General features: G+C 45.2%; 12 protein-coding genes. 4 read left to right on the forward strand and 8 right to left on the reverse strand.

Going from position 1 to position 11,896, the window contains the following annotated elements:
- Positions 1-303: 303 nt before the first annotated feature.
- A complete protein-coding gene (locus AB4484_RS18210; protein WP_010430578.1) occupies positions 304-549 on the reverse strand; it encodes a hypothetical protein in 246 nt (81 codons plus the stop codon).
- A 212-nt stretch (positions 550-761) separates the two neighbouring features.
- On the opposite strand from AB4484_RS18210, the gene AB4484_RS18215 reads away from it, so the two are divergent.
- Entirely contained in the window at positions 762-1,199 is a 438-nt protein-coding gene (locus AB4484_RS18215; protein ID WP_050644294.1) for a Spy/CpxP family protein refolding chaperone, read from the forward strand.
- Positions 1,200-1,342: 143 nt separating this feature from the next.
- On the opposite strand, the gene AB4484_RS18220 is transcribed toward AB4484_RS18215, so the two are convergent.
- On the reverse strand, positions 1,343-2,695 hold the full coding sequence (locus tag AB4484_RS18220) for an MATE family efflux transporter (RefSeq protein WP_048610858.1): 1,353 nt from the start codon (positions 2,693-2,695) through the stop codon (positions 1,343-1,345).
- A gap of 100 nt (positions 2,696-2,795) precedes the next feature.
- Here AB4484_RS18220 and AB4484_RS18225 point away from each other — a divergent pair, with 100 nt between their 5' ends.
- Positions 2,796-3,752 (forward strand): LysR family transcriptional regulator, encoded by a 957-nt coding sequence (locus AB4484_RS18225; protein ID WP_210450581.1) that lies wholly within the window; start codon positions 2,796-2,798, stop codon positions 3,750-3,752.
- A gap of 91 nt (positions 3,753-3,843) precedes the next feature.
- On the opposite strand, the gene AB4484_RS18230 is transcribed toward AB4484_RS18225, so the two are convergent.
- Positions 3,844-5,244, reverse strand: a complete 1,401-nt coding sequence (locus AB4484_RS18230) for an alpha-amylase family protein (protein WP_372079643.1) — start codon at positions 5,242-5,244, stop codon at positions 3,844-3,846.
- A gap of 267 nt (positions 5,245-5,511) precedes the next feature.
- Between AB4484_RS18230 and AB4484_RS18235 the strand changes: the two genes are divergently transcribed.
- Positions 5,512-6,411 carry a DMT family transporter gene (locus AB4484_RS18235; RefSeq protein WP_372079645.1) on the forward strand — a complete coding sequence of 300 codons (900 nt, stop codon included), beginning with the start codon at positions 5,512-5,514 and terminating at the stop codon, positions 6,409-6,411.
- A gap of 156 nt (positions 6,412-6,567) precedes the next feature.
- Here AB4484_RS18235 and AB4484_RS18240 read toward each other — a convergent pair whose 3' ends face one another.
- On the reverse strand, positions 6,568-6,987 hold the full coding sequence (locus tag AB4484_RS18240) for a VOC family protein (RefSeq protein ID WP_372079647.1): 420 nt from the start codon (positions 6,985-6,987) through the stop codon (positions 6,568-6,570).
- A gap of 396 nt (positions 6,988-7,383) precedes the next feature.
- Between AB4484_RS18240 and AB4484_RS18245 the strand changes: the two genes are divergently transcribed.
- Positions 7,384-8,004 carry a heme-binding beta-barrel domain-containing protein gene (locus AB4484_RS18245; RefSeq protein ID WP_048614862.1) on the forward strand — a complete coding sequence of 207 codons (621 nt, stop codon included), beginning with the start codon at positions 7,384-7,386 and terminating at the stop codon, positions 8,002-8,004.
- An 82-nt stretch (positions 8,005-8,086) separates the two neighbouring features.
- On the opposite strand, the gene fecE is transcribed toward AB4484_RS18245, so the two are convergent.
- The 4 genes from fecE to AB4484_RS18265 are packed head-to-tail and all read right to left on the reverse strand — an operon-like array spanning position 8,087 to position 11,833.
- Positions 8,087-8,851 carry a Fe(3+) dicitrate ABC transporter ATP-binding protein FecE gene (gene fecE, locus AB4484_RS18250; RefSeq protein ID WP_372079649.1) on the reverse strand — a complete coding sequence of 255 codons (765 nt, stop codon included), beginning with the start codon at positions 8,849-8,851 and terminating at the stop codon, positions 8,087-8,089.
- 2 nt (positions 8,852-8,853) lie between these two features.
- Positions 8,854-9,825: an iron chelate uptake ABC transporter family permease subunit gene (locus AB4484_RS18255; RefSeq protein WP_372079651.1), complete on the reverse strand. Its 972-nt coding sequence runs from the start codon at positions 9,823-9,825 to the stop codon at positions 8,854-8,856.
- Positions 9,825-10,859: a FecCD family ABC transporter permease gene (locus AB4484_RS18260; protein ID WP_372079654.1), complete on the reverse strand. Its 1,035-nt coding sequence runs from the start codon at positions 10,857-10,859 to the stop codon at positions 9,825-9,827. The genes AB4484_RS18255 and AB4484_RS18260 overlap by 1 nt, the downstream gene beginning before the upstream one ends.
- Complete coding sequence (locus AB4484_RS18265; protein ID WP_050632947.1) at positions 10,856-11,833, reverse strand: Fe(3+) dicitrate ABC transporter substrate-binding protein; 978 nt, start codon at positions 11,831-11,833, stop codon at positions 10,856-10,858. Before AB4484_RS18265 ends, AB4484_RS18260 begins: the two co-directional genes overlap by 4 nt.
- Positions 11,834-11,896: the final 63 nt, after the last annotated feature.

The raw sequence follows: 11,896 nt of genomic DNA on the forward strand, positions 1-11,896 counted from the left end.
TCAATGATCACGGGTATAAAGCTAATTCGAACGAGTGTAACAGAACATTATGGTATCAGGTACGGGGTGAATGGATTTATGTGCAGATTATTAGTAAGAATGATGAAACAGGTGGGTAAGCTATTATTTCGCATTATTCTTCATGAAAAACAATATGCTACAAAGGTAATAGCCACTCCTTACTGTTGAGTAATAGCACTATTTTATTTAACAGCAGCCTTAACAAACGGGTTTATTAAGGCTCGGCTGACTCATTCATTTATCTGCTTTATGTAGCCATCATAAGAGAGATAGTGTGAACAGTTAGAACTGATATGAAGGCCATAGAATCAGTAATGCGAAACGTATGATCACAGCAAATACCAACAGAGCGATACCCAGGCGGTACCATTTGTATTCGGCTATGTTCATTGGGATACGCTTGTAGAACATCGTAATCACGCCTTTCCAATCGCTACTGCGTCTTCCATACTGCATCATGCTCGTCAAAACAAACAGTGCGCCAAGCACTAGCATTCCTTTTTCAGCCCAGAACAATCCAACTTCCATTTGTGTATTCCTTGATAAAACGGTGAGCAACTCAAATCATTCTAGTCACCTTTTAGCTCGGTTTCTGTAAGACCAAGGTCTAACTCGTTCCACGCTTAGATGAAGGTAACTAAGTGAACGCAATGAGCTCGGCGAATTAAACTGAACGACATGTTCATATCGAGTTCAGCTTACTCACCTATACTCATGTTTCCACTAACAGGAGAAACTCAATGAAATCACTGAAAAAGTCACTTTGTGTATTAACTGCTTCAGCTCTACTCGTTACCGCTCCTTTTGTGAGTGCTTCATCACCACAACAACCGCCACAGCCAGCAGTGAGCCCACTGCAAATGGTTATTGCTTCTTTAAACCTAAGTGAAGCACAACATGCGGAAGTCATCTCCCTTATTGAAGACTATCAATCTGATAGAACACAGATTGACATGGATAGTGCGATAGAACTCAAGAAAAAACAGATCAGCCTTGTGACTCAACCTGATTTCAATGAAGCTGAGATGGAAAAGGTCATTGATACGGTTCAAGCAACCGAGAAGTCGATGGTGATGCAAGAAATGCGTCTAAAGAACAACATCTATAACGTGTTAACTGAAGAACAAAAAGAGCAATTCAAAACGATGATGAAATCTGCGCTCTCTGGTGGCAAGTAGTTTGGTAGAGAGTAGTTTGGCAATAAGTCGTCTGGTAGAAAATAGCTGCCCCTAATCCTGATATTGATTCCCTCCCCCAAGAATCAAATGAGATAAACTAAAGCCACAGACATTGCTGTGGCTTTTTTGCGTTTCAATTTAGCTTAAGAGTAAGCTGAACAATCTAAGTCTGGTGTCTTGCTGCTCTTGTTTAGAACAACCATTAAATGAATCAGCAATAGAATACCTGTCACGCCTAAGCCAACACCGATTCCGCCCCAAATCCCTGCCAATTCAAATTTTGGCATCAAATACCAAGCTGCAGGTAGGCCAAATACCCAGTAACCGATGGCCGTCATCACGGTTGGCATAGAGACAATCTTCATGCCTCTTAGCAGGTTAATCGCCAGCAGTTGCCAAGCATCAACAATAAAGCACAACGCCACTACCCAGATAACAGAAGCTAATAGCGAAGTCATTGCACCCGTACCATCGTCTAACTTGAAGATAGAGGCGATCATCTCAGGCCATATGATAAACACAGCGGACAACGCCACACTCAACACTGACACCAATATGAAGCTTTGAATCGAGGTTCTTTTTATTCCTTCGTAGTTACCCGCGCCAAAATCACGACCAACCAAAATCGCCGCAGCTTGTGAGAAACCAAAATTGAAGTTCCAAGTAAAGCTTAAGCATTGCAGCAGAATTTGGTGCAGAGCTAGCGAAGCAATACTGATCGTGCCCGCCATTAAGGTGCCACCGTAAATCAAGCCATGTTCAAGTAATGCTGCTAATCCGATAGGTAAACCCATCATTAAAAGCGGGCTCATCAACTTGATTGAATACTCTTCTGTGTTTAACCAAGGGGCGAACTGCTTGAATTCGTCGCGCTTAAATACCCAAACCGTGTATCCGACCATCACGATAAATGCCGCGATAGCCGTACCAAGCCCTAAACCCGTTAAGCCCATGTCTAATTGGAAGGTTAAAAAGTAGCTCACTGGCACATTCAGAATTACGGTAATAATAGACATCACCAGAATTGAGCGCACGTTGCCAAACGCACTGGTTAAGCCACGAAGTACCAACAAGATAAGCGAAGGCAACATCACCCACTTCAAAGCATGGACATATTCCATGGCTAAAGTGATCACTTCTGGCGGCTGTTTGGCGGCTTCTAATACCAACGGAGCAAACCAGAAGCTGGCCATTAAGGTCACACTGAGCACGAATGCCAACATAGTTGCGCCTTTCACAGCCAATCTAATTTGCGTGTTACCAAACTCTGGGCGAGCTACGCGCTGACCATAAGCGATCGCAATCAAGTTCGCGACACAACCTACAGTGCTGCTCGCAATAATGAAGATAAAAAAGTAGATAGAGGCGCCTAAGCCACCAGCCGCAAGGGCTGACACACTGATACGCGACATCATCCAAACATCAGTAAGGACTAAAGCCATAGAGATCAGCTGTGAAATGATCAAAGGGAATGCAAGAGTGAGTATTTTTTTCATGAGCGCCTCAGGTAATTTCGCCCAAAATACGATCGATGGGGCTGGCGTTCAATTGATAAATTTGCGACTCTAACATTCCATAAACTCATGCGAACGAATTATGACCCCATATCCTAGCTTGCCATCCTCACATAATGGCTTAAAAGCGTTTGAAGCTGCTGCAAGGCTGATGAGCTTTACTCTGGCTGCCGAAGAGCTGCATGTGACACAAAGTGCGATCAGCCGACAGATTAAACAGCTTGAAGATGAGTTAAACGCATCACTGGTTATTCGTAAGCATCGAGCGATTGAATTAACGGTACAAGGTCATGATTTGTATGTCGCTTTGCGAGAAAGCTACGGCAATATTGAAGCTGTTATCGCCTCTTGGAGTGAGCCGAAGCAGAAGCGTATTGTGATCAAAGCGACCTTGAGTTTCGCGACGCGAGTATTGATCTCTAAAGTGCGAGAATTAAACGAGCGTTATCAAGATCATGAGATCGTCATTGTTCCTGTGATTGAGGAGGACGAATCAATCAATAGCAGCGAATATGACCTACTGATCTTCCACACGCGCTTCAAAAAACGCTATGACAAAGCACCAGACATCACCTTCTTGCGCGAAGAGTTTATGGCACCGGTTTGCTCGACTAGCTTAACTACCAAAGACACCGACCTTGATTCGATCTTAACCTTGCCAAGGCTGCATCCAACCTTAGATCATCACGACTGGAAAGTGTGGTTGGCCGATGTTGAATTCCCACCAAAGAAACCCGTCAGAAATACCAGTTTCTTGTCTTTAGATATGGCACTCAGTGCCTGTTTATCCGGTGAAGGCGTTACGGTTACGGATCTGTTGTTAGTTCAACAAGATCTCCAACGAGGCTTCTTGTACTGTCCTAAGAATGCAAAGATCCAACACAGTGCGTGGACTTACTTCATTCACCAGCGTAGTCACACGCCTATCATCAACGACCTTATTGAATGGCTTAGGGAAGAGACAACGAAAGAGATCGAGTTGCTGAAAGTACTGTCTCATCAGAATCATTGGTTTGGTGTTATTAGCGATCAACAGTAACGATAAGCCTTAAGTTTAGATACAAATAAGCCGCAGCAAATGCTGCGGCTTATGCTAACTACCCGTTATGTTTCACTTTGTTGAGCAAACATTAAAGCTTAAACATACGCGCACTGCGTGGCGGTAGATTGAAGGTATGGTAGCGAGAAGAAATGGTTTCTGTCGCGCTGCTTAATACGTCTTTGTATTGAACATTCCAATTAAATTCATGCTGGTAGGTATCAACCGTCACGCCACGCGTTTCACCACACTTATTAATACCAACCACACCCTCTTTGCCACGCTTAAACAGCAAAGTACATTGGTCACTCGAAATCATCGTCATCGATTTACCTTGCATCGCGTTATGGAAGCTCAACATATTCTTCATGTTCGAGCTATTCCAAACATTGCCCCAACGACCGTTATCCTTATCTTCAGAATCCGGTAGATCATCACTGTAGATCAACGGCGTACCGCCATCTTTGCCAAGGATGTAAGCGTAAGCAAGCTGCTCGTCTTGTGGATCCATAATTTGATAACGGAAGCCGTCATTGGTTGGAATGTCATGTGTGATCGCAAAAGTAATCGAACGGTTGTCATCGAGAGCTTGGCCGTACGCTTTTGGATCATGCAACTGATTCAAACCACCGCCCATTGAGAATGCAGCTCGAATCGACGCAAACAGTGGGAAGTCATACGCGGAGTGATTGGTGTTGTTTAAGTATGGCGCTAAGAACGACTCATAGCCGCTGTTCCCTGCCCCGCCACTGGTGATCACTTCACCAAACACATGCATGTTCGCTGTAATTTCAGGCGTGAATACCTGATCGATTTGATACTGGCTCATATGCTTCACCGCATCAATTCGGAAACCTTTGATACCCATATCTTTTAGTGCTTTCAGATATAAACGCTGTTGTGAAACCACCCAGTTATTTGGATCAAGATCAGGCAAACCTACATCGCCATCAGCCCCGCACAAACGCCAATATTGAACATGACCAGGATCGTTCCAGTCTGAAATACAGCCCGCGGCATGGAAGTCATTAGCGGAGACAAAACCTTGCGCCAAATTGCCAAACAGAGTCTGGTCAGCATAGTAGCTTGAACGGCTCGCATAATCGTTTAGCACTTCTGTGCCTGGGTAATCCAAGTCACTTCGCTTCCAGCTTTCATTCGCCATATGGTTGAGCACCACATCGGCATACACATCAACCCCCACACCTTTGAGTGCAGCAATCATTGCGGCCAAATCTTGTTTATTGCCCAAAGGAGAGTCAATGGTTCGAAGGTCTTGAGGCTGGTAACGCGCCCACCATTGGCTGCCGCTCGATTTCATTGCCGGAGCAACCAGTACTTTTTTATAACCGGCTTGTGCAATTTGATCGGCGTTGGCTGTCACATCTGAATATTTCCAGTTGAAAGCATGCAAAATGGTGTCGGCGTAAGTGGCTGAACTAAAAGAGCAAAGCGCGAGCGTGGATATGAGTAGGGTATTGATTGGTTTCATAGAACATATCTCTTATTATAAATTCACGAGAATGATATGACTAAGAGCGACAATTAAAACGACCGATAAATCAGAGTTGAATTAGCGTCACCTTCTGTTGATGTTGATTTTATAAAATTGAGTTATGGCCGATCTTATGTGAGATAAAAACGAATCGAACTGAAATGAGAATTAATTGAATCAAGTTGACCAGAACAGGACAAAGACTTTGGTCGGCTCTTCTAAACTAAGTTATGATTCCTGTTCCCTCAACCGATTGATATTTTTATGCCTTCTTACTCTTTTTCAATGATCCCTGTTGGGGTTCGATTCATGATCCTCTCTGCTTTTGGATTCGCACTGATGTCAGCGTGTGTGAAATACATCAGCAACTACGGCATACCTGTATTCGAAATTGTTGCAGCAAGGGCTTTGGTGTCATTGACCATCAGTTATATCGACGTTAAGCGAAAAGGCATTTCGATCTGGGGAAATAACAAACCTCTGTTGTTTGTTCGAGGCGCAGTTGGCACAGCAGCCTTGATGTGTGTTTACTACGCTGTGACCACTTTGCCATTGGCAGAAGCGACCATTCTACAATACGTTCACCCTGTATTTACCGCCCTACTTGGCGTGCTATTTCTGAAAGAACGCGTCCAAAAATCGACCATGATCTGTATTGCGTTCTGCCTAGCGGGATTATTAGTGATGGTTCAGCCAAGCATGAACAGTGGCGCGAGCAGCGAACTGCCGTTATTTAGCATTATGGTGGCGTTATGTGGCGCATTTGGTAGCTCAATTGCTTATGTGATTGTGAGAAAGCTTAGCCAAACGGAAGATAGCTCAGTCATCATCTTCTACTTCCCATTGGTTGCGCTACCAATCTCAACAGCTCTTATCTGGAACGACTTTGTATGGCCTAGCCTATTCCTAACCATGATGCTTGTGCTCGTCGGGATTTTCACACAAATAGGACAATACGGTTTAACCAAAGCAATGCAAACCCAGGCAGCAGGTAAAGCTTCAGCTTACTCATACGTGCAGATCGTCTTCTCAGCGCTATTAGGAGTGTGGATCTTCAATGAGATTCCATCGGTTTGGACTTACCTAGGTGGTGGTCTAATCGTGACTGGCGCGCTGATTAATGTGTTTGGCAAACAACTATTGGTGCCATTTAAAGCTAAGTAAATACCAGCTAAAAGAGCTCAACATCAGTTAGCCAATAGCGGTTAAATAGATCGAAAAAGGGCATTGCGGATTATTCCACAATGCCCTTTTCTATAAATGTTCTCTAACGGGTTTTCATGCCGCTAACCAACTTTAATAAAACGGCGTATTACGTAACTAACTTGTGGCATTTCGTAACTTGGGATCATCACTCAAATACTCAACAAACTCGATTTCAAAGCCCACCGGATCCACAAAATAGACGTTTTTTCGATAAGGTTCTTCGGCGCCGGGTTTGGCAATTGGGAAGCCCGCATCAACAAGCCGCTTGGTTACACTTTCGATATTGTTGGTCACATAAGCGAAGTGTGCGAGACCAACAGAATGCCCAGCCAAATCTCTATTTTCACCTTCGCCGTGATCGCTCAACGCTATGTATTGGTACTCGTCACCAAAATGCAGCCAGTTACGAGGCTTACCTGACCACTCCCCTTTTCCCTCATCACGGACATACCAATGAGGGAACGCCGCTTTATAGAAAACCAGCATTTCTGGGATGTCTTTTACCACTAAATTCACATGTTCAAGTTGGATCATTCTTCTCTCCTTAAAGTATTCTCGTAAGCAACGTTGTACATCCTAATACCTCAAGTTAAGTTGAGGTAAAGCACTAATTTGCATTTATTTCGAGAAGGTCTTTAGAGCCCAAATTGTCGTATTTGCAGCGATACAAGCTTTAAGTTTAGACGACCTATTCCAATGTGACTTAACTCAGCCTCAGAACTCAGCAAACCTAAGGTTTATCACTGAGATTAGACGATCCAACACCTGCTTCTTGCTCAATATATACACATTAATATCCTCTTAATGACTGATACATCAAGTTACAATTCGATTTCATATTAGCCAACAACACTGATCTGGGTTAATAAACGAGTTTCACAATAACCTTATTTTTATTGGGGTCAGATAATTAATAAAAAGGAAGTTAAAGTGAAAAAATTATTAGCACTTGGTATCGCAGCGGTAATCTCGGCTCCAGCAGTAGCCGACCACAGCACAATCAATGGTATGGATTTTGGTCCACTCGCAAAGTTAGTCGGCACATGGAAATCAGTCGAAACTGGCGGCGTTGATATTTCTCCAGGCCAAGAAGGCACAGAAGTGGGCAAAGGTGGCCCCGCGGTCACACCATTTTATGAAGTGATGACGTTTGAGGTTGCGGCAGATGCAACCAATGCCAGCGATCAATATCTGGTTGCTCTGTACTACAAGCAAGAAGTATTCAGAAAGGCCGATGACTCTAAATTCCACGATCAACGTGGCTACTTCATCTACGATCAAAAAAATCAGGTCGTCTACAACTCTTACTGTGTACCACGCACCACATGTGTCACCGCAGAAGGCCCTGCTGGCGATACAATGACGTTAGTTGCGTCTAAACGTGGCATCGCTGAGTCTGAATACATGACGGACAACGCAACCACCACGGGCTTCACGATGAACATTAGCATTTCAGACGATACGCTGACGTACTCTCAAACAACAGGCTTAGAGATCTACGACAGCGCATTTGCTCATACAGATTCAAGCACTCTAGTTAAAGTGAAGTAAAACTAAAAAACGCCTTTCGCAGCTCTGTGAAAGGCGTTGTTGATTGAGTCAATCTCTAGAAAATGACAATCAGTATATTCTCCTAAATCGCGACACACATTGGTGTGTTTGAAATAGGGTCTCGAAACACGCTCGCTTTGAGATCAAATACGTTACTGAGCATCGTTTCGGTCATCACCTCATCAGGCGATCCCTCTGCGATTAAGCACCCTTTTTCCAAAACCACTAGATGGTCGCAATAACGACTGGCTTGGTTCAGGTCATGCAACACAACAACCACCGTTTTTCCTTTGGCATTCATCTGTTGCATCAGGTTCATTAATTCCACCTGGTGAGACATATCAAGGTATGTGGTCGGTTCATCCAACATCACTACGTCGGTATCTTGTGCAATTACCATCGCAATCCATGCTCTTTGACGTTGGCCACCAGACAGTGACTCGACAGGCTTATCAGCAAACTCAAGCACACCTGTATCTCGCATTGCTTGCTCGACAATCCTTTGGTCGTCCTGCCCTAACCTTCCCCAATGAGAGACATAAGGCGAACGGCCATATTCGACTAATTTTCTGACCGTGATCCCTTCTGGGCTGACCAAGATTTGCGGAAGAAGTGACACCGAGCGAGCGAGTGCTTTATCGCCGAAGCTTGATAGCGGTTTGTCTTCAAACAACACCTCTCCAGCCACTGGCTTGTTAATTCTGACTAACGTCTTTAATAAGGTGGATTTACCGCACCCGTTAGGTCCTATCAATGCGGTGATTTTTCCCTTAGGGATAGAAACAGACAGGTTCGGTATGATCGTTTGTTTACCGTACGCGACGGAAAGATTCTGCGTTTTAAGCATGGTTACCAACCTCGATAACGATAGAGAAGAAAGATGAAATATGGCGCGCCAATCACAGACGTGAGAACGCCTGCTGGCAATTCAATAGGTGGTTGTAGACCTCTGGCCAACCCATCAGCGCCTGTAACCAGAATTGCCCCTACCAGTGCAGATGCTGGGATTAACAATTTATGATTATGCCCAAACAACAAGCGTGCTAAGTGAGGTGCCAATAAACCCACAAAACTGATCGTTCCAGCAACAGAAACGCTAACACTGGCAAGCAATACAGCGGCCAATAAAGCGAGAGCTTGAATCTGTTTTGGCTTAGTGCCCAATGTGGTTGCACTTTCCTCACCAAGCCCCATCACATCTAATCGCCACGCCAACCACAATGCCATGGGTAACAACAAGAGCAGTGCACTCCAAATAAACGGGACTTGCTGCCAATTTCTGCCCCAAAGACTGCCTGTTAGCCACACCATGGCCGTGTTGATCTCTATCGGGTTGGTGACCAACAAGAAGTCGATACAACTGGCCAGAAACGCACTCACCGCAATACCAATCAGCGCCAATTTGGCGGGTGTTGGCCTTGACCACCAGGCCAATGCAGCAATCAGTCCAGCAGCTAATACCCCACCCAACATCGCCACCACAGGAAGCACACTGACCGTTGTATTAGGAAACCAGACTAAACTCGCTGTCGCAGCAAGTCCTGCCCCAGCGCTAATACCCATAAGATCAGGCGATGCTAACGGATTACGTATCACGCCTTGCACTAATACCCCTGAAAGCCCTAACCCTGCGCCCACGCTTATCGCAAGCAACATACGTGGTAGCCGATACTGATGGATAACAAAGTCGTCACTGGAAAACGCGACCAAATGTTCGATGACTTGAGAAACAGAAAGCGAAGCTGCACCGACAAACAAACCTGCGGATGCCACTAATATGAGAATCCCAGATAACAAAACTATCTTAGTTTGATGATGCATTAAGATCTCCTCGTCGCAATCAAAATAAAACAAGGTGTCCCGAGCAAAGCAGTAATAACGCCAACGGGTGTTTCAGTCGGGAAAGCAATCGCTCGAGACAGCGCATCTGACCAAGACACTAATGCTGCGCCTGCCAATGCTGAAATGGGAATCAGTAAATGGTAATTGTGCCCAATCATAGGTCTAACCAAATGAGGCACTAACAATCCAACAAAGCCAATAGGCCCTGCGATAGCGACGCTTGCTCCGGCAAGCAACACGATCGTCAGTCCACTCACGAAGCGAGTAAACCGGATGTTACTGCCCAGACCCACAGCAACTTCTTCGCCAAGTGCCAACAAGTTGAGGTTGCGAGCAAGGCTCATTGCTAACACCAAACCAATCACTACAGGCGGCCAAAGCTGTTGCCATTGCCCATCATCCACACTAGACAGTGAGCCAGTAAGCCAATGCAAGACGCTATAAGCCATATCGTCAGCAAGAATCAGCGCCGCTCGTGTCAGCCCGAGCAATAACGCCGTAATGGCGATACCCGCGAGAACCAAACGTAACGGATGAGAACGTGCAGAGAAAAAACCGCCTAGAAGCATCACAGCACCGCCGCTCAGCAATGCACCAAGAACCGCGTTAAGGATTGGGTTTAGCTCACTGATCACGGGTATACCTATCGCAGCTAACGCCATAAAACAGGTTGCGCCAGCATTAATACCAAGAATCGACGGAGACGCGAGTGGATTACGCGTTAATCCCTGCATCAATAACCCAGCGACGGCCAAACTCGCACCAATCAATAGCCCCGCATAAGCTCTTGGTGCTCTTAATGTCGCCAATATTTGATGAGTCATGTTGCTTTCATCAAACGCAAACCAGTAGTCAATCAAGTCACTCAATGTCAATGAGAAATTAGACCACCCGGTCATAGAGGCCGCGTAACCAAACAGTGCCAAACACGACACGAATGCCATAAATAACGTGACTCGCCACGACAGTATTGGCCAGGATCGCTTACTTTTAGAGAACGACATCGTACTCATGATGGATCCAAGATCTGCTCAAGATTTTTCGCCATTTGTTCTGCCGCTAACATGCCTCGATTCAATGACCAAAGTGCTGGTGACACTTCTACAACTTGCTGTTTTTTTGCAGAGGTTAGTACATTGAATAGCGGATTTTCCTGCCAATCATCAACAATATTTGGATGAGAATAAGCGCCAAGGAGTAACCAATCCGGGTTGGTTTTCAACAACAACTCAAAGCTGGTTGGCAAATATGCTTTCTCTGTTGGTTTCACAATAGGGCTCGCAATGCCTAATGTCGTGAGCACGCCTCCTGCGTAAGATGCAGGGCTATGTAACCACATACCTTTATCCGACACGACAGCGAATTGGACGGTTTGTTTGAGCGAGAAATGACTTTTGAATTCAGCCATGGCGTGTTGATGTTGTTGGATGCGTTGTTCCATTGACGATTGCTTGTCGAGAGCGATGCCAATCTTGAGCGCAGACTCCAAATTCTCTTGATACGTCTCGCCGCGGCTTTTCAGAAGCAGCGTTGGTGCGATGCGTTGTAGATCTTGATAGACAGTACGATGACGTTCTGCATCTGCAATGATCAGGTCAGGCTTTAATACCGCAATGGCTTCTAGGCTAGGCTGAGAACGCATGCCAACCGATTCCCATGGTTGAACCAATTCACGTACCGCCGGAATCACTCGCGAAGCATCATTGTCATCAGCAACACCAACGGGAGAAACACCCACCGCAGCTAACGCATCTACAAATGAGAACTCCAAGACCACAATACGTTGCGGGGTAGTCGCTATTTCAAACTGACCTTGCTCATCTTGTATGAGCCTCGTTTGTGCTGAACTGGAGAATGAGAACAAGCTTAAAACCAGCAAAGCTAAGGTTATCGCTATCTTGCTGAATAAAAACGGCTTATTGAGTGACAGCAGTCCGTTCGACAGCAGCAATGGATTCGAAAACAAAAGGCGAGAGCTGTTTTCCATATTTAATTTTCCTTAAACGCTAGAACCGTGAAAGCCGCCAAGAGTATTGGCGACTTTTATTCG

The sequence above is a fragment of the Vibrio sp. 10N.261.46.A3 genome, assembly GCF_041472995.1.
In the GTDB taxonomy this organism is placed as follows: domain Bacteria; phylum Pseudomonadota; class Gammaproteobacteria; order Enterobacterales; family Vibrionaceae; genus Vibrio; species Vibrio coralliirubri.

Bases quoted from the DNA above. Each gene is read 5' to 3' on its own strand.
- AB4484_RS18235 (WP_372079645.1), top strand. From the start codon at position 5,512: ATGCCTTCTTACTCTTTTTCAATGATCCCTGTTGGGGTTCGATTCATG.
- AB4484_RS18255 (WP_372079651.1), bottom strand. From the start codon at position 9,825: ATGCATCATCAAACTAAGATAGTTTTGTTATCTGGGATTCTCATATTA.
- fecE (WP_372079649.1), bottom strand. From the start codon at position 8,851: ATGCTTAAAACGCAGAATCTTTCCGTCGCGTACGGTAAACAAACGATC.
- AB4484_RS18210 (WP_010430578.1), bottom strand. From the start codon at position 549: ATGGAAGTTGGATTGTTCTGGGCTGAAAAAGGAATGCTAGTGCTTGGC.
- AB4484_RS18240 (WP_372079647.1), bottom strand. From the start codon at position 6,987: ATGATCCAACTTGAACATGTGAATTTAGTGGTAAAAGACATCCCAGAA.
- AB4484_RS18215 (WP_050644294.1), top strand. From the start codon at position 762: ATGAAATCACTGAAAAAGTCACTTTGTGTATTAACTGCTTCAGCTCTA.
- AB4484_RS18265 (WP_050632947.1), bottom strand. From the start codon at position 11,833: ATGGAAAACAGCTCTCGCCTTTTGTTTTCGAATCCATTGCTGCTGTCG.
- AB4484_RS18230 (WP_372079643.1), bottom strand. From the start codon at position 5,244: ATGAAACCAATCAATACCCTACTCATATCCACGCTCGCGCTTTGCTCT.
- AB4484_RS18260 (WP_372079654.1), bottom strand. From the start codon at position 10,859: ATGAGTACGATGTCGTTCTCTAAAAGTAAGCGATCCTGGCCAATACTG.
- AB4484_RS18225 (WP_210450581.1), top strand. From the start codon at position 2,796: ATGACCCCATATCCTAGCTTGCCATCCTCACATAATGGCTTAAAAGCG.
- AB4484_RS18220 (WP_048610858.1), bottom strand. From the start codon at position 2,695: ATGAAAAAAATACTCACTCTTGCATTCCCTTTGATCATTTCACAGCTG.